Origin of the sequence: Marinobacter sp. RI1, assembly GCF_041155085.1 — a bacterium.
In the GTDB taxonomy this organism is placed as follows: Bacteria; Pseudomonadota; Gammaproteobacteria; order Pseudomonadales; family Oleiphilaceae; genus Marinobacter; species Marinobacter nauticus.
Genome location: NZ_AP031605.1, coordinates 1,756,932 through 1,779,151 on the forward strand (window position 1 = coordinate 1,756,932; position 22,220 = coordinate 1,779,151).

Genomic DNA, 22,220 nt, shown 5'->3' on the forward strand with positions numbered 1-22,220 from the left:
ATGTCAAAAGGGCACTCTTTACAAGACCCTTACCTCAATGCATTGCGCAAGGAACGCATTCCGGTTTCCATCTTTCTGGTCAATGGTATCAAGCTTCAGGGCCAGATTGAGTCTTTTGACCAGTTCGTGATTCTTCTCAAGAACACGGTGAGCCAGATGGTTTACAAGCACGCTATTTCCACTGTGGTTCCTGCTCGTAACGTCCGGCTACCGCAGCAGAACCCGGCAGGTGAAGGTGAGTCAGAAGACTGATAACGCCTGTTTTTCCCGCTTTCACACCCGCGCTCCAGGACAGCCTATGTGCTTGAATGGTCGCGGGTGTTTGTGTTTATGGAGTTGATGAAACTTGTTTGAGCGTCCAGATGTCGGAGAACGGGCGGTTCTCGTTCACATTGATTTTACCGCCCATGACGATACGGAAGATCCGGGAGAGTTCCGGGAACTGGTGACCTCCGCTGGCGTAGAGCCAGTTGCTACGGTAACCGGCACCCGGAAACAGCCCAGCCCTCGTTTTTTTGTGGGAGAAGGCAAGCTTGAGGAAATCCGGGATGCGGTGGCTGCCTCCGAGGCCGATGTGGTGCTGTTCAATCATGCCTTGAGCCCGAGCCAGGAGCGTAACATCGAGCGAGAGCTCAAGTGCCGGGTGCTTGATCGCACGGGCGTGATCCTGGATATCTTTGCGCAGCGGGCTCGTACCCATGAGGGGAAACTGCAGGTAGAGCTTGCGCAGCTGGAGCATATGTCTACCCGGCTGGTGCGGGGCTGGACTCACCTGGAGCGCCAGAAAGGGGGTATCGGCTTGCGGGGGCCGGGTGAAACCCAGCTCGAAACCGACCGCCGGCTGCTGCGCGAACGCATCAAATCCATTCACCGGCGCCTGGAAAAAGTCCGCAAGCAACGGGATCAGGGCCGTCGCGCACGCAAGCGTGCCGACATACCCACGTTGTCGCTGGTGGGTTACACCAACGCGGGCAAGTCCACGCTGTTCAACCGAATTACCACTTCCAGCGTATATGCAGCAGACCAGTTGTTCGCGACCCTGGATCCGACCCTGCGCCGTCTGGAACTTCCCGACATCGGGCCGGTCGTAATGGCCGACACCGTGGGCTTCATCCGGCATTTGCCGCACAAGCTGGTGGAGGCCTTCCGGGCGACGCTGGAAGAAACCACGCAGGCCACGTTGCTGTTGCATGTGATCGACTGTCACGACAGCCGCCGGGATGAAAACATCGAGCAGGTGGAAAATGTGCTGGCCGAAATCGGAGCCGATGAGATTCCGATGCTACAGGTGTTCAACAAGATTGACCTGCTTGATGGTTTTGAGCCCCGCATTGATCGCAACGAAGAAGGATTGCCGGTGCGAGCCTGGGTGTCGGCCGTAAGCGGTGAAGGCCTGCAGCTGCTGTTTGACGCCATCGTCGAGCGTCTGGCAGAGGATGTGGTGCACCACTTTGTGCGCCTGGGTCCGGCCGATGGCAAGCTCAGAGCGCTGCTGCACGAGGCCGGTTCGGTTCTGAGCGAAGAGCATTGCGACAACGGCGATCAGGTACTGGAAGTCCGGCTGCAGAACCGGGACTGGCTGCAGCTTTTGAGCCGTGCCGGTGTGCGTGAAGACGTGATCCGGTTGGAAAGCCGGCCGGTCTGAACGGCCCCTGCTATTGCCGGGGCCTTGATAAATCCCTAGTATTTGCAGCCATTCGATTAAACACGAACGGAGAGAACTATGGCCTGGAATGAACCGGGTGGAAACCGTAACGACAACGATCCCTGGGGAACCGGTGGTGGTCGTCGCGGCAATGATCAGGGGCCGCCAGACCTCGACGAAGCGCTGAAAAAAGGGCTCGACAAGCTCAATCGCATGCTTGGCGGCAAAGGCGGTAATTCTGGAGGTGGCAGCAGCTCCGGTGGCAGCGCAGGTGGTTTTGGTGCCATTCTGGCCATTGCGGCCATCCTGGTCGCGGGCTATGTCATCTACCAGTCGTTCTATACGGTTGACGAACAGGAGCGGGCGGTGGTGCTGCGCTTCGGTGAATACAACCGTACCGAGGAGCCGGGTCTCCGCTTCAAGGTGCCCTTGATTGACACCGTCAACAAGGTTCGCGTTACCAGCATCCGTACTGCCGAGTCCTCTGGCCAGATGCTGACCCAGGATGAAAACCTGGTGACCGTGGATCTTCAGGTCCAGTATCGCGTGGGTGATGCCCGGGCGTACGTGCTGAATGTACGGGATTCCAACCAGGCCCTGGCTTTTGCCACCGATAGTGCCCTGCGTCATGAGGTCGGTAGTTCTTCACTGGACGACGTACTGACTGAAGGTCGGGCGGAACTCGCCGTGCGGGTTGAGCAGCGCCTGCAAAGCTTCCTGAGAGATTACGGAACCGGCCTCGAGATTGTCCGGGTCAACGTCGAGAGCACCCAGCCTCCAGCGCCGGTACAGGACGCGTTCCGTGAGGTTCAGCGTGCTCGCGAGGATGAGCAGCGTCTGAAGGAAGAAGCGGAAACCTACCGCAACAAGATTGTTCCCGAGGCCCGAGGTCAGGCACAGCGCATGATTGAGGAAGCCAACGCGTACAAGCAGGAAGTAATCGAGCGGGCACGCGGTGAAACTGCACGCTTTAACCAGCTGCTGGCCGTGTATGAGCAGGCCCCGGTCGTTACCCGTGAGCGCATGTATATCCAGGCACTGGAGCAGGTGCTGGGTAACAGCAGCAAAATCCTTGTCGATACCGAGAGCAGCGGCAACATGATGTATCTGCCCCTGGATCGTCTGACGCAGGGTTCGCTTTCGTCATCTGGCAGCCGGATGTCCGGCAGCAGTGGCCAACAGGTGGATATCCAGACCCTGACCGATCAGGTGTTGCAGGAGCTGCGCACCCGCCAGGACACCAATACCCGGAGGAGCAGATAAGTTATGGGACCTAAAGGTGTAGTGGGCCTTGCAGGCGCCCTTATTGTTGTCCTGCTCGTGCTGTCCAGTGTTTACATCATTCCTGAGACCCATCGGGGCGTGAAACTTCGCTTCGGGGAGCTGGTTGAAACCAATATTCAGGCTGGCCTGCATTTCAAAGTGCCGGTTATTGACCAGATCAGGGAGTTTGATATCCGGGTGCTGACGATGGATCTGCCTTCCCGCCAGTACCTGACGGTTGAGAAGAAGCCGCTGGATGTGGATTCCTATGTTGCCTGGAAGATCCTTAACGTGGATCAGTTCTATCGCGCCACGGGTGGCGATGAGTTCCGTGCGCAGACCCTGATCCTGTCTCGCGTGGACAACGGTCTCCGGGATGAATTCGGTATCCGTACCATGCATGAGGTGGTGTCCGGTCAGCGGGACGAGCTGATGCACACGCTACGTGATCGGGTCAACGAGACCTCCATCAAGGAGTTTGGTATCGAAGTCCTGGATATTCGGGTGAAAGCCATCGAGTTCCCCGGACAGGTGAGCGAGAACGTCTATCGGCGGATGGCCACGGAGCGCCAGAAGCTGGCCCAGGAATTCCGTTCCCGGGGGCAGGAGCTGGCCGAGGGTATCCGTGCTGATGCCGACCGTCAGCAAACGGTGATCCTGGCCAACGCCTTTGCAGAAGCCGAAACCACACGCGGTGAAGGTGACGGGGAAGCGGCCGCCATTTACGCTCAGGCCTACGGTGCCAACGAGGAGTTCTACAGCTTCTACCGCAGCCTGCAGGCGTACCAGAATACCTTCTCCAGCAAGGACGACATCATGGTGATTGATTCCGACAGTGACTTTATGAAGTTCCTGAAGAGTCCTGCCGGCGCTAACTGAGCCGGCTGACACCAGCCAAGCCGGAATCTGCGGGGAATTTTTACTGAACCCCTGGATTCCGGTTTTTTTGTGCCTGCCAACCGTGTAAAATTCTGGCGGTTTTGTGTCGGGTTTTCTGAGCCCGAGCGCCTAAATCCTGAGTTACCCCCTGGTCCTATGGCCAGCGTGGGAGAAACGGACAACAGAATCTCATGACTGTATCTGATCGCTGGTTACTGCCTGACGGGGTAGAGGACATTCTGCCGCCGCTGGCCGGGCGGATCGAGTCCCTGCGCCGGGATGTTATGGATACCTGCCAGCGCTGGGGCTACCAGCTGGTTATTCCTCCGCTGATTGAATATCTCGAATCCCTCTTTACCGGTACAGGCCACGACCTGGAACTGCAGACGTTCAAACTGACCGATCAGCTGACCGGTCGGATGATGGGTGTTCGCGCCGATATGACGCCCCAGGCTGCCCGCATAGACGCCCATACCTTGGGCCAGGACGGCATTACCCGGCTCTGCTATGCCGGACATGTGCTGCATACCCGACCTCGCCACATGCTGACCGGACGGACACCGATACAGGCCGGTTGTGAGCTGTTTGGCAGTGGCTCCGAAGCTGCCGATATGGAAGTGATCAGTCTGATGCTGGAAACCCTGCGCGTGGCCGGTTTGCCCAGGCTGCATCTGGACCTGGCTCACGTTTCGATTTATGAAAGCCTGGTTTCTGACGCCGGATTTGATCGTGATACCGAAGCGGCGGTGTTTGATGCCATGGCACGCAAGTCCGTACCCGAGCTGGATCGCCTGCTGGGTGAGTGTGTGCCGGGCTCTGCCGGTTTCAGGTTGCGCCAGTTGGCCAGGGTCAGCGGTGGGGTAGAATCCCTGGCCGATGCCCGGGAAATTCTCAGTGGCGCCTCCGGTGCTATTGATGCGGCGCTGGATCAACTTGCCCGAGTGGCGGACATGTTGAACCGCGATTTTCCGGAAGTCAGCCTGGGCTTCGACTTTTGTGAATTGCGCGGATACAACTATCACACCGGTTTGGTCTTTGCGGCCTATGTGCCGGGCCATGGCGATGCTGTGGCGAAAGGTGGCCGATATGACGCTATTGGCAGTGACTTTGGTCGCGCGCGGCCTGCCACCGGGTTCAGTCTGGATATCCGCGCACTGGTGTCGCTGGGCGAACGCCCGTTCCGTAAAGCCGGAGCCATATGGGCGCCAGCGGACAACGATGCCAGGCTGGAAGGCGTGATTTCCGGCCTGAGAATGACTGAAACGGTGATCCGGGCATTGCCGGATGATCGTGAGACGGACCCTTCGGAGCGAGGGTGTGACCGTCAACTGGTGAATCGTGATGGCCAATGGGTGGTAGAAACCATCGCCTGAGCCGTTTTTGTTTAATTTCCGGGGTAAATCTTCAGGGCGTGTGCTTCTGGCCCGTCTGAATTGAGAGAGAATCATGGGTAAAAACGTAGTTGTGCTGGGCACCCAGTGGGGTGATGAAGGCAAGGGCAAGATTGTTGACCTTCTGACAGACAAGGTGGCTGCCGTTGTCCGCTTTCAGGGCGGGCATAATGCCGGTCACACACTGGTGATCGAAGGTAAGAAGACGGCTCTGCACCTGATTCCGTCCGGCATACTGCGGCAGGATGTCCAGTGCCTCATCGGTAACGGTGTGGTGCTCTCGCCGGAAGCCCTGCTGAAAGAAGTGCGGGAGCTGGAGGCTAACGGTGTTGCCGTTCGTGACCGCCTGAAAATCAGCCTGGCGTGCCCGATTATCCTGCGCACCCACGTGCGTATTGATCAGGCCCGCGAACGTGCCCGTGGCATTGACAAGATTGGTACCACCGGCCGGGGAATTGGCCCTGCGTATGAGGATAAGGTTTCCCGCCGGGGTGTTCGGTTGGGTGACCTGTGCAACCCCGCCGATTTCGAGATCAAGCTGCGGGAAATCATGTCGTACCACAACTTCGTTCTCACCGAGTACTTCAAGGAAGAGGCCGAGGATATCGATGCGGCCCTGGAAGAGCTCAAGCAGATGGGCGAGGAAATCCTGCCCATGGCCGCAGACGTAACCGATATTTTGCACGACTACCGCAAGCGCGGAGAGCACATCCTGTTCGAAGGCGCTCAGGGCTCGTTGCTGGATATCGACCTGGGTACCTATCCGTACGTGACGTCCTCCAATACCACCGCTGGCGGCACCGCTACCGGCTCCGGTTTTGGTCCGCTGTATCTGGACTATGTGCTGGGTATCACCAAGGCCTACACTACCCGGGTAGGTTCCGGCCCGTTCCCGACCGAACTGTTTGACGACATGGGCAAGCACCTCGCCGTCAAGGGCAACGAAGTGGGCACTACCACCGGTCGTTCCCGCCGTTGTGGCTGGTTTGATGCGGTCGCCCTGCGCCATGCTATCCAGATCAACAGTGTGTCCGGTATCTGCCTGACCAAGCTGGACGTTCTGGACGGTCTGGAAACGGTGAAGGTGTGTATTGGCTACAAGACTCCGAACGGCGAAATCACCCGTCCCCCCATCGGCTGCGACAGCTACAGCGATATCGAGCCGGTGTATGAGGAGCTGCCGGGCTGGAGCGAGAGCACGGTTGGCCTGACCAGCGTGGATCAGCTGCCGGAGAACGCCAAGGCCTATATCCGCTTCTTGGAAGAGCAGATTGAGGCGCCGATTGATATTATTTCCACCGGTCCGGATCGTGTGGAAACCATTACTCTGCGGCATCCGTTCGGAGAGTAAGTTCAGAAGCTAATAAAAACCGCCTGTGGTGGATGCCCCAGGCGGTTTTTTTGTGCCGGTTTTCTGGTGCAGGGTGTCAGGGCTTTTCTGCGATCAGTGTCGCCCGCTTGGGGCCCGGGTAGCCTTCAATGGTTTTCGAGGGATTGTCTGGGTCCAGAAAGTCCGCCAGTGAATTGAAACGCATCCAGTCGGTCTGGCGCTGCTCATCGGTGGTGGTCTCACTGACGTCTACCACCCGGGCGTTGCGGAACCCGGTTCTGTCCAGCCACCGGAGCAGGGTCGGGCAGCTCGGCAAGAACCAGACGTTGCGCATCTGGCCGTAACGGTCTTCGGGCATCAGGCTGTAGCCCTCCGGGCCGTCTACAACCAGGGTTTCCAGCACCAGTTCGCCGCCGCGACGCAGCGTGCCCTTGAGTTCCAAAAGATGGTCCAGCGGTGAACGACGATGATACAGCACGCCCATGGAGAAGGTGGTGTCAAAGCATTCCATGTCGGCCGGGAGGTCTTCCATGCGCACCGGGAGCAGATCGACCGGAGCCTGGCCCAGATACCCTTTGACTGCCAGGAACTGAAACATGAACAACAGCCCCGGGTCGATGCCGATCACCTGCCTGGCCCCCGCTCCAGCCATGCGCCAGCAATGGTAGCCGGAGCCGCAGCCCACATCCAGAATGGTGCGCCCGGCCAGATCCGCCAGATGCGGCGCTACCCGGTCCCATTTCCAGTCTGATCGCCATTCGGTGTCAATGTAGGTACCGAAAAAATCGAACGGGCCCTTACGCCAGGGCATCAGTCCCCGCAATCCGTTCTCAAGGCGGGTCATGGCGTCTGGATCCAGGCCGCTGGGGCTGGTCAACGTGATTGCAGACCGATTCAGGTCGACCCTGGCATCGGCAACATCTGGCAAGGACTGCAGTGCGTTGTGCCAGCGTTCCATATCGCCGTGGGGGTTGTCCTCAAACCGTCGAGTGAGTTGTTCTTTCAGGGCTGTGGTCCACCGGGTGTTACCGGTTTCGTTCAGGTAGGAAAGAACGGGATCAAAGTGCTTGTGCCAGTCAAACAGTGCCATGGTATGTCTTTCGGTGGATAAGTCAGGAGTTCTTGATGGCCAGCATCGAGACAAAGTTGAAGCACTGGTACCACACCAGTACCTGGTCAAAGCCGGCGCGCTGCAATCGATCCCGGTGGTCTGCCAGGGTTTCCGGGATCAGTACTTTCTCGATGGCGGCACGCTTCTGGCTGATTTCCAGATCCGAATAACCGTTGGCCCGTTTGAACTCGTGGTGCAGGCGGGTCTGGATGTCCTGTTCCTCGTCGGATTCAAATCGGATCTTCTCGGACAGAACCAGCACGCCGCCGGGCAGGGTGGCATCGCTGATGCGGGTCAGCAGGGCTAGCCGCTGCTCGGGCGGCACAAACTGCAGCGTGAAGTTCAGAGTGGTGACGGAGGCATTGCTCAGCTCGGTGCTCAGGATGTCCTCGCAGCGTAGTGTTACCGGCAGGTCGTGATCATCCAGGGCGACATAATGCTCGCAGCGCTCAATCATGGCCTCGGAGTTATCCACGCCCACCAGGGTGCAGTCCGGGTAGGGGATGCCATGGCGCATGGCAAGCGTGGACGCGCCGAGCGAGCAGCCCAGGTCGTAACAATGTGAGCCCGGCTGAACGTACTGTTCTGTGATCACCTCAATCATCGGGATGATGGTGGTGTAACCGGGTACAGAGCGGCGGATCATGTCCGGAAACACCCGGGCGACGGACGCGTCAAAGCGGAAATCCTCGGGATTGCGCTCAGTGGCAAATAACCGGTCGGTCAATTGCTCCGGGGGCGTGCGATTACTCATCGCCCGCTCCGGCCTCGCGCTCATCGGGGCGAGGTGTCGCCAGATCCTTGTCGGTAGGGGACGGCCGTGCGCAGCGAACCCCACGGTTTTTGTAGTCGACCAGAATGCCCCGGAAAGATGGATCGACATCGGCAGCAATGGCCAGGTAGCCATTCTCACAAACGGCGTGCAGCTCCGAGGATTTGCGGGACATACGGAAGGTTTCGCCGGGTTTGACGTGAATGGCGGTAAATTCACCCACCGGAGCGTGGTCCTTGTTGTCGGAGTGATCAATCCGGCCAGACGCTTCCAGCACCAGTACCGTGCCGACGATGGCGGCAACTCCGGTAACAATCAGGCTTTTGGCTGTGAAACGCCGTTCGTTATCGCTCATGGGTACCTCGTGTCAGAAAGTCAGAATTGGCCCGGCACGCTGATAGCCGGTTCCTGTAGTGCGGCCAGCTGTTCCCGTAAGGACAGGATCTGGTCTGACCAGAACCGCGGCTGTGAAAACCAGGGGAAGAATCTCGGGAAGGCCGGATCTTCCCAGCGCCTTGCCAGCCACGCACAGTGGGCGACTTGCCTGTAGCATCGCAGGGGTTCAATCAGGTGGCGCTCGCGACGATTGAAATCCCGGAACATTTCATAGCCTTCGAGCAATTCGCCAAGCTGGGCGCCCCGCTCACTGGCGTCTCCGTTTAGAAGCAGCCACATGTCCTGGACTGCCGGGCCGGTGCGGCAGTCGTCCAGATCCACAAACAGCATGGTTTCGTCCCGGCACAGAATGTTGCCGGCGTGACAATCACCGTGAATGCGCAAGGTGTCTACCGGGCCGGCTTCGGCTATCCGTTCACGGCAGTTGGCGATCAGGTCCGGAATCAGGGAATTCCAGGCCGGTCTGAGATCATCCGGAATCCAGTTACCTTCCACCAGCAGCTGGTTGTTCTGTTCCAGCCCCGCCAACAGATCAAACCCAGGTCTGTGCTCAAACGGTTTCAAGGCACCAATGTTGTGAATCTGCCCCAGCCACTGGCCCAGTCTATACAGGGTGTCGGTCACACTGGTATCCGGGGCCTGGCCGCCGCGTTGCGGAAATACCGCGAATCTGAAATCCCCGTACTGGCCGAGGGAATGCCCGCCCGGCAGCACCAAAGGGGCAACCACGGGCACCCCGGCCTCCTGCAGTGACAGGGTAAATTCGTGTTCTTCCAGAATCGCCGCATCTGGCCAGCGGCCTGGACGGTAGAATTTGGCAATTACCGGTGGCTTGTCTTCAATGCCGACCTGATAGACGCGGTTCTCATAGCTGTTCAGGGCAAACAGCCGGCCGTTGACCTCGAATCCCTGCGCCTCAATGGCATCCAGAATGACTTCCGGGGTGAGGGCATCGTAGGGATGCGAGGATGGGGTGATCGCCGGAGGTTCAGTCTGCATAGGGCTCAGAATGTGGTGTCGTATCGGGTTTTCATGGATTGCAAATGGTACCAGTTTTCGTCCAGCTCCCAGCGAATGCGGTTGACCCGACCCGTGGCCAGGACGAGATCCCCGGCTCTGGCCTGAACCTGGGCAAGCTCCCGTTCTGCTTTCTGCCAGTCGCGATGGGTGTCTGCCAGATGGCGCATGCCGGGGAATACGGCGGTCAGGGCCTTCTGGGTTGATACCGAGTGGGACCGAAGAGAACTGATGACGGCAGTATCTCCCTCAACCCTCAATACGCGGTGCTGGTACGGGTAACCGGCGACGACTCTGTCTTCCTTCAGTTGCGCGTTCAGGTGGGTCACTTCAAAGCCACGCCAGCCAATCCAGCCAACAAAAAGCGCGGCAACCACCATAACGGTAATAAACTGTTTTCTATCAGACATCGCCAGGCTCCATGCGTTCGTTCTGTCTTGGGGCAAGTATAACGGTTCTTGGCGGGCAGGTAATGCAACCAGCGTTGATCTGCGGTAATTTCCCTGCCAGAGAGCAGGGTAGAGGAATGCGGAGTGGCTCAGGAGCAGTTCAGTATACAGACCGTAGTAATCGGCGCCGGCGTAGTAGGACTTGCCATTGCGCGTGCGCTGGCCCGTTCGGGGAGAGAGGTGCTGGTGCTGGAAGCCGGTGCCGCCATTGGTGAAGGCATATCCTCCCGCAACAGCGAAGTCATTCATGCCGGTATCTACTACCCGGAGCATTCCCTCAAGGCTCGATTTTGCGTGGAAGGCCGGCAGCAGCTTTATGAATATTGTGTCAGCCATAAGGTTATGCATCGAAAATGCGGGAAGTGGATCATTGCCAGTGACGCCGCGCAGGCCGAACGTCTTGTTGGCATTCAGGCGCAGGCGGGCCGAAACGGTGTGTCCCTGGCGTTATATGAGGGCACTGCGATGGCGTGCCAATTGCCCTCAATCCAGGCCACTGCCGGGCTCTGGTCTTCGCAAACCGGGATCGTAGACAGTCATGGCCTGATGCTGGCGCTGCAGGGTGATCTGGAAGACGCCGGTGGTCAGATTGCGTTGAACAGTCCGGTGGTGTCTGCCGAATCCGGTCCGGAGGGGCATGTTCTGAAGGTGGGTGGGACCGGAGATCTGTTGCTGAAGGCTCGGGAAGTGGTTAATGCTGCTGGACTTGGCGCCCCAGCACTTGCGGGGCTATGGTCGGGGTTGCCCGAGTGTGCGAGGCCGAAACAATGGTTGGCCCGGGGTGTTTATTTCAGCTTCAGTGGCCGCCATCCATTCAATACTCTGATCTATCCCATGCCCGAACCCGGTGGGCTTGGCATTCATCTGACTCTCGATCTGGCTGGTCAGGCCAGGTTTGGGCCGGATGTGGAATGGATTGACGAAGAAAGCTATCGGGTCGATCCGCAGCGTGTTCGTGGATTTGCCGACAGTATCCGGCGCTGGTGGCCGTCCCTGGACGAGGCCCGTCTGCAGCCGGCTTATGCGGGCATTCGCCCTAAACTGGCGGGCCCGGATGGCGGCTTTGCCGATTTCCGCATCGATGGCCCTGAGAAACATGGTGTTGACGGCCTGGTCAATCTGTTCGGGATTGAGTCGCCCGGACTCACCTCGTGTCTGGCCATCGCCGGACACGTACTGACAGAACTCGCCAATTGATCAGCCGGGTGTACGCGCCAGTGCCCAGACCTGGATTTCCTTCGCTCCCGCTCTGGTGAGCACCGAGGCCAGCTCGCGAACGGTGGCTCCGGTAGTGACCACGTCATCAACAATGGCGATGTTTGCCGGCACCGGTCCGGTAACCTCAAACAGCCCCTGAAGATTGGCCAGTCGGCTTGTCCGGTTCAGTTTCCGTTGTGCGTGAACCCGTCGCGTTCGTCGCACCAGACGGGCGTTGACAGGCAGGTCCAGCCGCCTTCCCACCGCCTCGGCAATATCCTGGGCCTGATTGAAGCCCCGTTGCCAGCGCCGGGTCCAGTGCATGGGGGCGGGGATCAGAACCTGCGGCCGGCCCTCGGCTGCCAGATGATGCTCAATGTAGTCGGTAAAACCCGCCAGTAATGGTCGCGCGAATTTGTGCTGGCCGTGGTATTTGTAGCGGCCGATCATGCCATCAACCGGGAACTGGTAACGCCAGGGGATCAGCGAGCGGCTATAACGCGGTGGTGAAGCCAGGCATTCGCCGCAATGTCCATCCGGGGTTGGAAAGGGCAAGGGCAGAGCGCAGGTCAGACAGCACCAGCGGTTGGCGGGCAGGTCGTTCCGGCAGTCCTGGCAAAGGCCATCCTGGGCAGCGCCTGCGAGGCAGATGACGCAGCGTCCGGCGCGTCTTGAGCTGTTAACCTTAACCTTTGTCGAGGTTGACAGCGAGATCAGTCCGTTTATCATCGCGGTTTATCCGTAAACCAAAAATCCCGGAAAGGTTAACAGGACTCTCACATGACTGCCACCGCTACCCGTCACGACTGGACGCTTCAGGAAGCTCGCGAGCTTTTCAATCTTCCGTTCAATGATCTTCTGTTTCGCGCCCAGAGCATCCACCGGGAGCACTTTGACCCGAATGAGGTTCAGGTGAGCACGCTGCTCTCCATCAAGACCGGTGCCTGCCCTGAAGACTGCAAGTATTGCCCGCAGAGTGGTCATTACAACACCGGGCTTGAAAAGGAGAAGCTGCTGGAAATCGAGAAGGTGGTGGCTGAGGCCCGCGTTGCCAGAGAAAAAGGGGCATCCCGGTTCTGTATGGGTGCCGCCTGGCGTAGCCCGTCAAAGAAAGACATGCCCTACGTTCTGGATATGGTCCGCCAGGTGAAATCCCTGGGCCTGGAAACCTGTATGACACTGGGCATGCTCAAAGAAGAGGAAGCCAGGGAGTTGGCAGACGCTGGCCTGGATTACTACAACCACAACCTGGATACCTCCGAGAAATACTATAACCACATCATCACGACCCGTACCTACCAGGACCGCCTGGATACGCTCGACAATGTGCGCAAGGCCGGTATGAAGGTTTGTTGTGGCGGCATCATGGGTATGGGTGAGGATGAGGATGACCGCGTCGGTCTGCTGGTTCAGCTTGCCAATTTACCCCAGCACCCGGAGAGCGTGCCGGTGAACATGCTGGTGAAGGTGAAGGGGACGCCGCTGGAAGATGTGGAAGACCTGGACCCATTTGATTTCATTCGCATTATCGCCGTCGCCCGAATCATGATGCCGGCTTCCCATGTACGTTTGTCCGCGGGCCGTGAGCAGATGAATGAGCAGATGCAGGCACTCTGTTTCATGGCGGGAGCCAACTCCATTTTCTACGGTGAGAAACTGCTGACCACCTCGAACCCGGAGGCGGATGCGGACATGCAGTTGTTCCGCAAGCTGGGCATCCGGCCGGAGCAGCGGGAGCAGTGCGCGACCGAGGAGCAGGAGGAAGAGGCCATTGCCGAGGCGGTGGAATATGAGGCCACACGGCACATGTTTTACGACGCGACCCGGGAGTCTGCGTGATTCCGCATGCGTGACTTCGCCAAAGAGATAGAAGAACGAAAGCAGGCCGGGTTGTACAGAACCCGCCGCCTGATCGCCGGCCCCCAGCAGCCGACGCTGACGGCGGATGGCCGGTCGTTGCTGTCGTTCTGCAGTAACGACTATCTGGGCCTGGCCAGTCATGGCGAAAACATGCGGGCGCTGGAGCAGGCGCTGCCGGAGGTCGGCCTGGGCGGAGCTGCTTCGCATCTGGTTTGCGGCCACCACGAGACCCATCATCGCCTTGAGCAGAGGCTGGCAGCGTTCACTCGGCGGAGTTCGGCGCTGTTTTTTTCCACCGGGTACATGGCAAACATGGGTGTCATTTCCGCACTGGCGGGCCGTGGCGATACCATTTTCTCGGATCGACTGAATCACGCTTCGATCATTGACGGCTGCATTCTCAGCCGCGCCCGCGTGCGCCGCTATGCTCACGGTGATGTGGCCGCGTTGGAAGCCATGCTCTCAGCAACCTCCGGCCACAAACTGGTGGTTACCGATGGCGTGTTCAGCATGGACGGAGACATTGCGCCACTCACGGAACTGGCTCGCGTCTGTAAGGCTCACGATGCGCTTCTGGTGGTGGACGATGCCCATGGCATTGGTGTTCTCGGGCCACAGGGCCGGGGGAGCGTGCTGGAAGCCGGGTTGTGCCAGGAGGATGTGCCGGTGTTGATCGGTACTCTGGGCAAGGGCGTGGGAACCTCCGGGGCCTTTGTCGCTGGCTCTGACGTGTTGATTGACTACCTGGTACAGAAGGCCCGGACCTATATCTACACCACCGCCATGCCGCCGGCACTGGCCGCGGCAACCTGCGCCAGCCTGGATGCTGTTGAGAGCGGTGATGAGCGACGCGCTCATCTTGACGCGTTGATTCAGCAATTCAGGGCAGGTGCTCAGGATCTGGGTTATGAGCTGATGCCATCCCGAACGCCCATTCAGCCCATCATGATCGGAGATAACTGGACCGCGCTGGCGCTCAGCCGTGCACTGGAGAATGAGGGTCTGCTGGTAACGGCCATCCGACCGCCCACGGTGCCGGAGGGCGAGGCCCGCTTGCGGGTTACGCTCAGCGCCGCCCACACGGAAGCGGATGTTGACCGGTTGCTGCGGGCCCTGGCGAAGAGCCGTTCCATCCTGAGTGAGGCCGTGGCCCGGGAGCCAGTGCTATGACCATCTATACCCGAATAGAGCCAACGGCTCCTGTTGAGGGCGGAACCGGAACCAAGCAGTCGATTGCTCGCGGCTTCGGTGGCGCCAGTGCCACCTATGATGGTGCCTCCCGCCTACAGAAAATCATGGGCGACTCCATGCTTGCCGAGCTTGCCGACAGCACGGTGCCCGAATCGGTTCTTGATCTAGGCTGCGGAACCGGCTGGTTTAGCCGGAAGTTAGCGGAGCAATACCCGAACTCGGTGGTTACCGGCGCAGACCTTTCACCTGGCATGCTGGCAGAGGCTGCTAATCGTGGCCCGGGATCGATCCACTGGTTGCACGCCGATGCCGAACAACTTCCGCTGGCCGATAACAGCGTTGACCTTGTTTTCAGTAATCTGATGATTCAGTGGAGCGCCCGGCCGGAACTGATCCTTCGGGAGTGCCGCAGAATTCTCAGGCCTGGCGGACGACTGGCCATATCGACACTGCTAGACGGCACCTTGTCTGAATTGAAGCAGGCCTGGGCCGAGGCCGATCCGGGACAGGCGCACGTAAACCGGTTTGTTCCGGAAGCACAGTGGAAAGCGCTCGTGGAGACGGTTCTGCCAAACGCAAAACAGGTTACTGAAACCATCTCACTGCCGTACCAGTCACCAATGCACCTCAATCGTGAGTTGAAAGAACTCGGTGCGGTGTTTAAAGGCGAAGAGCGCCGGCGGACGGTGACAGCGCCGGGGCGTTTTCGGGCGATGTGTCGTGCCTATCCGACGCGAGCTGACAACGTCGTTGAGGCTGGGTACTGTGCGGCTTGGGCGTATTGGGTTGGTTAGTTGAGCTGTTCGTATTTAGTGGTTGGACTTCCTCTGAAACATTTGGGCGAGGGTGCCATTTCTCCTTCCAGGACTGTTGAGGGCCAAGGACGGCCCGAAACAAGCGCACATGGATGTGCTTGTAGCGTGTCCTGGAAGGAGAAGTGGCACCCTCGCTTGCGCCAAAAGTAGGAATATAAAGCATGGCGAAACATACTTTCTTCGTTACAGGCACCGACACCGGCGTCGGCAAAACCATTGTCTCCGCCGCCATTCTCGAGGCAGCCAAAGCCGCCGGCAAACGTACCCTGGCCATGAAGCCTATCGCTTCCGGCTGCGACCAGACACCTGAAGGCCTGAGAAACGAAGACGCCCTGATGTTGCAGGCCGCCATCACCGAAAAACTTCCGTACGACACCATCAACCCCATCGCCCTGGAACCAGCCATTGCCCCCCACGTAGCTGCCCAGCAGGCCGGAAAACAGGTCACCGCCCAGCGAATCGTCGGGTTTTGTCGTGGCATGCAGATCCGCCCCGCCGATCTTCTGCTGATCGAAGGCGCCGGTGGCTGGCGAGTACCACTCAATGATCGAGAAACCTACGCAGCGGTGCCGGGAGAGTTGAAACTGCCGGTGATACTGGTTGTGCCGCTGCAACTGGGGTGTATCAATCATGCCATGCTCAGCGCCGAAGCGATTCGCGCCGACGGACTGGTTGTTGCAGGCTGGGTAGGTAACCATCCCGAAGAACAGGTGATGAGTTGCGAACAGGATACCCTGAACTACCTGTCCACCCACCTCGGCGCCCCTTGCCTCGGTGTGCTTCCCTGGTTGGAAAATACCGATACCGCCGAGATGCCGGCGATCCTGCCTCGGTATCTGAATATCACACCACTGATTGAAAATTGACCAGAAATGTGAGTTAATCAGGTCAAAGGTTCGTCACAGGAATGGCTGCTCATGATCAACAACACACTTGCTATCGGGATTCAGGGTATCCAGGACGGCATGGTGGGCATGGAGAACGCGGCCCGGAAAATTGCCCGAGGTGGCGTTGACGGTCCTCAGGGCTCAGCGGAGGGCGCTGGAAATCTGGTGGAACCCATGATCGACCTGAAACTATACGAGCGCAGCGTCGAGGCCTCTGCTCAGGTCGTTAAAACCGCTGATGAAACGCTGGGTACCCTGCTGGATATTCGCGCCTGAGCCAGGTTTCTGTGAACGTATTCTCCTCAATCGCTCCCATCTTCTCCGGCTCTCCCACCGGTGCGTCCACGCCGGTCGCAGGCAGTGGCCGAACACCGGAGGCTTCCGGTGAAAAGCCTGCCAGTGGCGATACTTCATCAACCTCAAAATCGGTTGAGCAGTCTTCCGAAGGACGAAAATCCGACCAGTCTTCCGAATCACGCTCCGACGCGGGCGAGAATCCGCAAGGCCTGACCGATGAAGAGCTGAAGCAGCTGACTGACCTCAAAGCCCGGGACAGGGAAGTGCGTGCTCACGAGGCGGCGCATCAGGCTGCTGGTGGGCAGTACGCGGGTGCTATGTCGTTTACCTACCAGCGAGGGCCGGATGGCGCCCAGTATGCGGTAGGCGGTGAAGTTCCCATTGATGTTTCGCCGGTGGCGGGGGATCCTCAGGCCACCATTGAAAAAATGCGCGTGGTGCGGGCTGCTGCCATGGCGCCTGCCCAGCCCTCCGGTCAGGATCGCGCTGTTGCCGCCCAGGCCATGCAGACCATGTTGCAGGCACAGTCGGAGCTGGCGGCAGGTGAGGGCGAATCCCGGACGGCGGAAGCCTCTGCCCGTGTTGAGGGAAGCCAGGGTGATGCTCGCAGTGCCCGTTCCCGCGAGGCGGAAGAGAGCTACCGCAATGTGTCTGCCATGGCTGGCGACTCCCGCTACTCCGAGTCTGTGACCTCCCTGTTCGCCTGATTTCTCTGTCTTGTCTTTCTTTTCGTCTTCCGATCCTGCCCCGGCACTTCTGCCCTGAAAATTTACTGATCGAACACAAAATCAACACAAATTTCAGTCAAGGCTATTGACAATTCTGTGCCCCAAAACGTATGTTTCAAACAAGTGTTTAATTAAGGCCGTGATGCGCTGCATCATGGTGTCTGAGCAAACCCGAGGCCAGAAGCTGTAAACCCGTTTCAGCTGAGACCCAGAACCGAGGTGGATTCCATGCCTGAATACAAAGCGCCCCTGCGTGACATTAAATTCGTAATGAACGAGCTGCTGAACAGCGAGCAGCACTACGCCAATCTGGAAGGTGCCGAAGATGCAACTCCGGATATGGTCGATGCCATTATCCAGGAAGGTGCGAAATTCTGTGAGCAGGTACTGTCTCCGCTGAACCAGGTGGGTGACCAGGAAGGCTGTACCTGGAGCGAAGACGGCGTGAAAACCCCGACCGGCTTCAAAGAAGCGTACCAGCAGTATGTTGAAGGTGGCTGGCCGTCCATGACTGCCGATCCCAACTACGGTGGCCAGGGCCTGCCGCATTCCATCGGCCTGGTTATCAGTGAAATGGTTGGTACCTCCAACTGGTCCTGGGGCATGTACCCGGGTCTGAGCCACGGCGCCACCAACACCATCGAAGCCCACGGCACCGAAGAGCAGAAGCAGACCTACCTGACCAAACTGATCAGCGGCGAGTGGACCGGCACCATGTGTCTGACCGAGCCGCACTGTGGTTCTGACCTGGGCACCCTGCGTACCAAGGCCGAGCCGAACGCTGACGGCAGCTACAGCATCACCGGTACCAAAATCTTTATCTCTGCCGGTGAGCACGACATGGCCGAGAACATCGTCCACATCGTACTGGCTCGTCTGCCGGGCGCACCGGAAGGCACCAAGGGGATCTCCCTGTTTATCGTGCCCAAGCAGTTGCCGAACGAAGACGGCTCTGCCGGTGAGCGCAACGCCGTTTCCTGTGGCTCCCTGGAGCACAAGATGGGTATCCACGGTAACGCGACCTGTGTGATGAACTTCGACGGCGCCAAGGGCTGGCTGATCGGGCCGGAGAACAAAGGCCTGAACTGCATGTTCACGTTCATGAACACTGCCCGTATCGGTACTGCCATACAGGGCCTGGGTTCTGCCGAGCTGGGCTTCCAGGGTTCCCTGGCCTACGCCAAGGAGCGTCTGGCTATGCGTTCCCTGAGCGGTCCTAAGAATCCGGACGGCATCGCTGACCCGATCATCGTGCACCCGGACGTACGCCGCATGCTGCTGACCCAGAAGGTTGTGGCTGAAGGCGCCCGCGCCCTGATCTACCTGGCTGGCCAGCAAGTGGACGTGGTTCACTCTGGCAAGACCGAGGAAGAGCGCAAGCACGCAGACGCGCTGCTGGGCTTCCTGACCCCGATCGCCAAGGCATTCCTGACCGAGATCGGTTACGAGTCTGCCAACCTGGGTATGCAGGTCTTTGGTGGCCACGGCTTCATCACCGAGTGGGGCATGGAGCAGAACGTTCGTGATTCCCGCATCGGCATGATCTACGAGGGTACCACTGGTATCCAGGCGCTGGATCTGCTGGGCCGTAAGGTTCTGATGACCCAGGGCGAAGCTCTGAAAGTGTTCACCAAGCAGGTTCACGTCTTCTGCAAAGAGAACGCCGACAACGAGCAGCTGAAAGAATTTATCGAGCCGCTGGCTGCGATCAACAAGGAGTGGGGCGATCTGACCATGAAGGTTGGTATGACCGCCATGAAGAACCGCGAGGAAGTCGGTGCCGCTGCTGTGGATTACCTGATGTACTCCGGTTACGCGGTATTCGCTTACCTGTGGGCCCGCATGGCCAAGGTAGCACTGGACAAGATGGCCGAAGGCACCTCTGAGGAGATGTTCTACAACGCCAAGGTTCAGTCTGCACGCTTCTACTTCAAGCGTCTGCTGCCGCGCACCCGGACCCACGCAGAAACCATGCTGGCCGGTGCAGACAGCCTGCTGGACATGCCGGAAGAAGCCTTCGCTATCTAAGGCGGGGTTGCTATCTGGTTGATGGCACAGAGAAAGCCCGTTCTCCCGCAGGAGGCGGGCTTTTTTCATGAGTTGCCGGCGTGTTTTGAGGTAGAATAGCGCGCCATAGAACAACAACCTTGTTTCGGACACATAGCCGAGCGGGTGGGCTCCGACCTCCAACAGAAGAGGCATCAACACCGCCCCCCAAGTGACTGACTGAATTTCTGGAGAGTTTTACATGGCTGATTATCAGGCACCCCTTCGTGACATGCGTTTCGTTCTGAACGAAGTGTTTGACGCACCCTCCCTGTGGGCGTCACTGCCAAAGATTGCAGAAAACGTAGACCCCGACACCGCTGACGCCATCCTTGAAGAAGCGGGCAAGATCACCAGCGGCGTACTGGCGCCCCTGAACCGTGAAGCCGACGAACAGGGCTGTAAGTGGAACGAAGGCGAGGTTTCCACTCCGGAAGGCTTCAAAGAAGCCTACCAGACCATCGTGGAAGGTGGCTGGAACGGTCTGGGTGGTAACCCGGACTTCGGCGGCATGGGCATGCCGAAAACACTGGTAGCCCAGTTTGAAGAAATGATGCAGGGCGCCAACATGGCCTTCGGCCTGGCTCCGATGCTGACCGCCGGCGCCTGCCTGGCCCTGGATGCCCACGGCAGCCAGGAGCTGAAAGAAAAGTATCTGCCAAACATGTACTCAGGCGTCTGGTCTGGCGCCATGGATCTGACCGAGCCTCACGCCGGTACCGATCTGGGTATTATCCGGACCAAAGCTGAGCCGAACGACGACGGCTCCTTCAACATCACCGGCACCAAGATCTTCATCACTTGGGGCGAGCACGACATGGCGGAGAACATTATCCACCTGGTGCTGGCTAAACTGCCGGACGCGCCGAAGGGCCCGAAGGGTATTTCCTTGTTCCTGGTGCCCAAGTTCATGGTGAACGACGACGGTTCCCTGGGCGAGCGTAACCAGTTCAGCTGTGGTTCCATCGAGAAGAAGATGGGTATCAAAGGCTCCGCCACCTGCGTGATGAACTTTGACGGTGCCAAAGGCTGGCTGGTTGGTGAAGAAAACAAAGGCCTGGCCGCCATGTTCACCATGATGAACTACGAGCGCCTGGGCGTTGGCATTCAGGGTATCGGCGCTGCTGAAGCCTCCCTGCAGAGCGCCCGTGAATACGCCAACGAGCGTATCCAGAGCCGTGCGCCGACCGGTGCCCAGCAGCCTGAAAAAGCCGCTGACCCGATTCTGGTACACCCGGACGTGCGCCGCATGCTGATGACCATGAAGAGCTACGTAGAGGGTGGTCGTGCCTTCTCTACCTACGTCGCCCAGTGGCTGGATATCTCCAAGTATTCCGACAACGACGAACAGCGCAAGCATGCCGAAGGCATGGTTGCCCTGCTGACGCCGGTCGCCAAGGCCTTCCTGACCGATCGCGGTCTGGACACCACCATCATCGGCCAGCAGGTCTTTGGTGGCCACGGCTTCATCCGCGAGTGGGGCCAGGAACAGCTGGTACGTGACTGCCGCATCACCCAGATCTACGAGGGTACCAACGGCATCCAGGCCATGGACCTGATGGGCCGTAAAGTGGTGGGTAGCCAGGGCAAACTCTACGAACTGTTCGCCCAGGACGTTGCTGCCTTCATCGAGGCCAACAGCAGCGACGAAGCTCTGCGCCCCTATCTTGAGCCGCTGGCGGCCTCCCTGGAGCGCCTGTCAGACGTTACCGAGCACGTGGTGAACCAGGCGGCTAACAACCCTGAAGCCATTGGTGCCGCAGCCGTCGATTACCTCGATATGTTCGGCTACACCGCTCTGGCGTACATGTGGGCCAAAGTGGTCAAAGCTGCCGCTCCGAAAGCCGAGGGCGATACCTCTGGCTTCTATACCGGTAAAGTCAAGACCGCTCGCTTCTACTTCGACCGCCTGTTGCCAAAGACCGTGTCTCTGGCCGAAGGCATTCGCAGTGGCAGCGACGCCATGATGGCGCCGGCTGCTAACGAAATCTGATCAGATTTCTGAAGCAGAAATGAAAAAAGCAGGCCTTGATGGCCTGCTTTTTTTATGGATGCTATTAATTCAGGTTTGGGCCAGGAGGTGGGGTAGAGCTTTCCGAAACCTTGTGGAGCCAGGGATGGCGGAACAGAGCGTACATGGAAGTATTTACAGCGTGTTTCGGGAAGCTCTACCCCGCCTCCTGGCTTGCGTCAGTCTATAGACGTTCTATCAGCCCAGGATTCACTACAAACGGATTCTCATTGCCCTGAATTTCGGCAATTCGCTTATGCCGGCTCAACTCCCGGTCATCCGGGGGATCCAGTTTGCTCCAGCCTTTGAACACCGGCGTGGCCCCCAGCCAGGGCAGGCCATAAGTATCTACCATATAGGCCATGGTGCGGGCAACGTCGCCTTTAACCCGCTCTGGCGGTTCAAAGAACTGGGCGCTTTCACGAATCCCGCAATCATCGGCGCCCGTGGTCTCGCCAAGATTCTCATACCGGGCGTTACGCCGCCGCATTTCAACGCGGGTTCGTACCGGTACCATGTTATGAAGATCAGACGTAATTTGCCGATAGCGATTGTCCTGGCGGCACTGGGAGGTGGTTCCGCAGTCCAGGGCAGTGCGAATGTCGGCTAGGGGGTAAACGTAGCCATCGGTCATGACAAAGCCCTTGCCAGTGAAGGGCGCATTACAGAAGAACGACGAGCCGCCGTCGGCATACAGGTTACCCCAGAATTCACTATCAATGACCGTTTGAGGATCACTGAAACGGGTATTCTGGCCCACGACCATGCCGGTGGTAAGTGAGAAAGTCAGGGTGACGGAGAGTGCGATTATTTTTTTCATATGACCGTTATACCTCACAGCACGTGTCATACGCCGTGGCCAGCCAGACGGCTAGTTGATGGCAAAATGAACAGTTCGACGAAATTATGACGAACTGTTCAGTTTTTACTGTGAA

At 58.7% G+C, this 22,220-nt stretch carries 22 protein-coding genes; 15 read left to right on the forward strand and 7 right to left on the reverse strand.

Annotation, left to right across the window (positions count from 1 at the left end; all coding sequences use genetic code 11):
- The 6 genes from hfq (at position 1) to ACAM27_RS07935 (ending at position 6,529) form a co-directional block, all read left to right on the forward strand.
- A complete protein-coding gene (gene hfq, locus ACAM27_RS07910; protein WP_011786214.1) occupies positions 1 to 252 on the forward strand; it encodes an RNA chaperone Hfq in 252 nt (83 codons plus the stop codon).
- A 94-nt stretch (positions 253 to 346) separates the two neighbouring features.
- Positions 347 to 1,645 (forward strand): ribosome rescue GTPase HflX, encoded by a 1,299-nt coding sequence (gene hflX / locus ACAM27_RS07915; protein WP_022991412.1) that lies wholly within the window; start codon positions 347 to 349, stop codon positions 1,643 to 1,645.
- A 78-nt stretch (positions 1,646 to 1,723) separates the two neighbouring features.
- The gene (gene hflK / locus ACAM27_RS07920; protein WP_022991411.1) at positions 1,724 to 2,908 is read left to right on the forward strand and encodes an FtsH protease activity modulator HflK; all 1,185 of its coding nucleotides are present in this window, start codon (positions 1,724 to 1,726) and stop codon (positions 2,906 to 2,908) included.
- Positions 2,909 to 2,911: 3 nt separating this feature from the next.
- The gene (gene hflC, locus ACAM27_RS07925) at positions 2,912 to 3,787 is read left to right on the forward strand and encodes a protease modulator HflC (protein WP_011786211.1); all 876 of its coding nucleotides are present in this window, start codon (positions 2,912 to 2,914) and stop codon (positions 3,785 to 3,787) included.
- A 191-nt stretch (positions 3,788 to 3,978) separates the two neighbouring features.
- Positions 3,979 to 5,160, forward strand: a complete 1,182-nt coding sequence (locus ACAM27_RS07930; RefSeq protein ID WP_011786210.1) for an ATP phosphoribosyltransferase regulatory subunit — start codon at positions 3,979 to 3,981, stop codon at positions 5,158 to 5,160.
- Positions 5,161 to 5,233: 73 nt separating this feature from the next.
- Complete coding sequence (locus ACAM27_RS07935; protein WP_369612804.1) at positions 5,234 to 6,529, forward strand: adenylosuccinate synthase; 1,296 nt, start codon at positions 5,234 to 5,236, stop codon at positions 6,527 to 6,529.
- A gap of 76 nt (positions 6,530 to 6,605) precedes the next feature.
- Here the strand turns inward: ACAM27_RS07935 and cmoB are convergent, their stop codons facing one another.
- From cmoB to ACAM27_RS07960, 5 genes are read right to left on the reverse strand one after another with little or no spacing between them, the layout of a single operon-like run.
- Entirely contained in the window at positions 6,606 to 7,598 is a 993-nt protein-coding gene (cmoB, locus tag ACAM27_RS07940) for a tRNA 5-methoxyuridine(34)/uridine 5-oxyacetic acid(34) synthase CmoB (protein WP_011786208.1), read from the reverse strand.
- A gap of 22 nt (positions 7,599 to 7,620) precedes the next feature.
- Positions 7,621 to 8,373, reverse strand: coding sequence for a carboxy-S-adenosyl-L-methionine synthase CmoA (cmoA, locus tag ACAM27_RS07945; protein ID WP_369612805.1), 753 nt, complete (start codon positions 8,371 to 8,373; stop codon positions 7,621 to 7,623).
- The gene (locus ACAM27_RS07950; RefSeq protein ID WP_011786206.1) at positions 8,366 to 8,746 is read right to left on the reverse strand and encodes a hypothetical protein; all 381 of its coding nucleotides are present in this window, start codon (positions 8,744 to 8,746) and stop codon (positions 8,366 to 8,368) included. The genes cmoA and ACAM27_RS07950 overlap by 8 nt, the downstream gene beginning before the upstream one ends.
- A 20-nt stretch (positions 8,747 to 8,766) precedes the next feature.
- Positions 8,767 to 9,786 (reverse strand): serine/threonine protein kinase, encoded by a 1,020-nt coding sequence (locus tag ACAM27_RS07955; RefSeq protein ID WP_011786205.1) that lies wholly within the window; start codon positions 9,784 to 9,786, stop codon positions 8,767 to 8,769.
- Positions 9,787 to 9,791: 5 nt separating this feature from the next.
- On the reverse strand, positions 9,792 to 10,214 hold the full coding sequence (locus ACAM27_RS07960) for a hypothetical protein (RefSeq protein ID WP_022991410.1): 423 nt from the start codon (positions 10,212 to 10,214) through the stop codon (positions 9,792 to 9,794).
- A gap of 123 nt (positions 10,215 to 10,337) precedes the next feature.
- Between ACAM27_RS07960 and ACAM27_RS07965 the strand changes: the two genes are divergently transcribed.
- Positions 10,338 to 11,450: an NAD(P)/FAD-dependent oxidoreductase gene (locus tag ACAM27_RS07965; RefSeq protein ID WP_023009092.1), complete on the forward strand. Its 1,113-nt coding sequence runs from the start codon at positions 10,338 to 10,340 to the stop codon at positions 11,448 to 11,450.
- Here the strand turns inward: ACAM27_RS07965 and ACAM27_RS07970 are convergent, their stop codons facing one another.
- Positions 11,451 to 12,179: a ComF family protein gene (locus tag ACAM27_RS07970; protein ID WP_031210194.1), complete on the reverse strand. Its 729-nt coding sequence runs from the start codon at positions 12,177 to 12,179 to the stop codon at positions 11,451 to 11,453.
- Between the two features lie 51 nt (positions 12,180 to 12,230).
- On the opposite strand from ACAM27_RS07970, the gene bioB reads away from it, so the two are divergent.
- From bioB to ACAM27_RS08010, 8 genes are all read left to right on the forward strand, one after another.
- Entirely contained in the window at positions 12,231 to 13,289 is a 1,059-nt protein-coding gene (gene bioB, locus ACAM27_RS07975; protein WP_014422142.1) for a biotin synthase BioB, read from the forward strand.
- 6 nt (positions 13,290 to 13,295) lie between these two features.
- On the forward strand, positions 13,296 to 14,480 hold the full coding sequence (gene bioF, locus ACAM27_RS07980; RefSeq protein WP_222534429.1) for an 8-amino-7-oxononanoate synthase: 1,185 nt from the start codon (positions 13,296 to 13,298) through the stop codon (positions 14,478 to 14,480).
- The gene (gene bioC / locus ACAM27_RS07985; protein ID WP_222534428.1) at positions 14,477 to 15,295 is read left to right on the forward strand and encodes a malonyl-ACP O-methyltransferase BioC; all 819 of its coding nucleotides are present in this window, start codon (positions 14,477 to 14,479) and stop codon (positions 15,293 to 15,295) included. The genes bioF and bioC overlap by 4 nt, the downstream gene beginning before the upstream one ends.
- A gap of 182 nt (positions 15,296 to 15,477) precedes the next feature.
- Positions 15,478 to 16,182 carry a dethiobiotin synthase gene (bioD, locus tag ACAM27_RS07990; protein ID WP_222534427.1) on the forward strand — a complete coding sequence of 235 codons (705 nt, stop codon included), beginning with the start codon at positions 15,478 to 15,480 and terminating at the stop codon, positions 16,180 to 16,182.
- A 51-nt stretch (positions 16,183 to 16,233) separates the two neighbouring features.
- Complete coding sequence (locus ACAM27_RS07995) at positions 16,234 to 16,479, forward strand: flagellar basal body rod C-terminal domain-containing protein (RefSeq protein WP_011786197.1); 246 nt, start codon at positions 16,234 to 16,236, stop codon at positions 16,477 to 16,479.
- An 11-nt stretch (positions 16,480 to 16,490) separates the two neighbouring features.
- Positions 16,491 to 17,207, forward strand: coding sequence for a putative metalloprotease CJM1_0395 family protein (locus ACAM27_RS08000; RefSeq protein WP_222534426.1), 717 nt, complete (start codon positions 16,491 to 16,493; stop codon positions 17,205 to 17,207).
- 249 nt (positions 17,208 to 17,456) lie between these two features.
- Positions 17,457 to 19,256, forward strand: coding sequence for an acyl-CoA dehydrogenase C-terminal domain-containing protein (locus ACAM27_RS08005; protein ID WP_014422136.1), 1,800 nt, complete (start codon positions 17,457 to 17,459; stop codon positions 19,254 to 19,256).
- A gap of 220 nt (positions 19,257 to 19,476) precedes the next feature.
- Positions 19,477 to 21,267 (forward strand): acyl-CoA dehydrogenase C-terminal domain-containing protein, encoded by a 1,791-nt coding sequence (locus ACAM27_RS08010; protein WP_113880012.1) that lies wholly within the window; start codon positions 19,477 to 19,479, stop codon positions 21,265 to 21,267.
- A 202-nt stretch (positions 21,268 to 21,469) separates the two neighbouring features.
- Here ACAM27_RS08010 and ACAM27_RS08015 read toward each other — a convergent pair whose 3' ends face one another.
- Entirely contained in the window at positions 21,470 to 22,105 is a 636-nt protein-coding gene (locus ACAM27_RS08015; RefSeq protein WP_222534424.1) for an endonuclease, read from the reverse strand.
- Positions 22,106 to 22,220: the final 115 nt, after the last annotated feature.

Coding starts and splice junctions, on each gene's coding strand:
- hfq (WP_011786214.1), top strand. CDS start 1: ATGTCAAAAGGGCACTCTTTACAAGACCCTTACCTCAATGCATTGCGC.
- hflK (WP_022991411.1), top strand. CDS start 1,724: ATGGCCTGGAATGAACCGGGTGGAAACCGTAACGACAACGATCCCTGG.
- hflC (WP_011786211.1), top strand. CDS start 2,912: ATGGGACCTAAAGGTGTAGTGGGCCTTGCAGGCGCCCTTATTGTTGTC.
- ACAM27_RS07930 (WP_011786210.1), top strand. CDS start 3,979: ATGACTGTATCTGATCGCTGGTTACTGCCTGACGGGGTAGAGGACATT.
- ACAM27_RS07935 (WP_369612804.1), top strand. CDS start 5,234: ATGGGTAAAAACGTAGTTGTGCTGGGCACCCAGTGGGGTGATGAAGGC.
- cmoB (WP_011786208.1), bottom strand. CDS start 7,598: ATGGCACTGTTTGACTGGCACAAGCACTTTGATCCCGTTCTTTCCTAC.
- cmoA (WP_369612805.1), bottom strand. CDS start 8,373: ATGAGTAATCGCACGCCCCCGGAGCAATTGACCGACCGGTTATTTGCC.
- ACAM27_RS07950 (WP_011786206.1), bottom strand. CDS start 8,746: ATGAGCGATAACGAACGGCGTTTCACAGCCAAAAGCCTGATTGTTACC.
- ACAM27_RS07955 (WP_011786205.1), bottom strand. CDS start 9,786: ATGCAGACTGAACCTCCGGCGATCACCCCATCCTCGCATCCCTACGAT.
- ACAM27_RS07960 (WP_022991410.1), bottom strand. CDS start 10,214: ATGTCTGATAGAAAACAGTTTATTACCGTTATGGTGGTTGCCGCGCTT.
- ACAM27_RS07970 (WP_031210194.1), bottom strand. CDS start 12,179: ATGATAAACGGACTGATCTCGCTGTCAACCTCGACAAAGGTTAAGGTT.
- bioB (WP_014422142.1), top strand. CDS start 12,231: ATGACTGCCACCGCTACCCGTCACGACTGGACGCTTCAGGAAGCTCGC.
- bioF (WP_222534429.1), top strand. CDS start 13,296: ATGCGTGACTTCGCCAAAGAGATAGAAGAACGAAAGCAGGCCGGGTTG.
- bioC (WP_222534428.1), top strand. CDS start 14,477: ATGACCATCTATACCCGAATAGAGCCAACGGCTCCTGTTGAGGGCGGA.
- bioD (WP_222534427.1), top strand. CDS start 15,478: ATGGCGAAACATACTTTCTTCGTTACAGGCACCGACACCGGCGTCGGC.
- ACAM27_RS07995 (WP_011786197.1), top strand. CDS start 16,234: ATGATCAACAACACACTTGCTATCGGGATTCAGGGTATCCAGGACGGC.
- ACAM27_RS08005 (WP_014422136.1), top strand. CDS start 17,457: ATGCCTGAATACAAAGCGCCCCTGCGTGACATTAAATTCGTAATGAAC.
- ACAM27_RS08010 (WP_113880012.1), top strand. CDS start 19,477: ATGGCTGATTATCAGGCACCCCTTCGTGACATGCGTTTCGTTCTGAAC.
- ACAM27_RS08015 (WP_222534424.1), bottom strand. CDS start 22,105: ATGAAAAAAATAATCGCACTCTCCGTCACCCTGACTTTCTCACTTACC.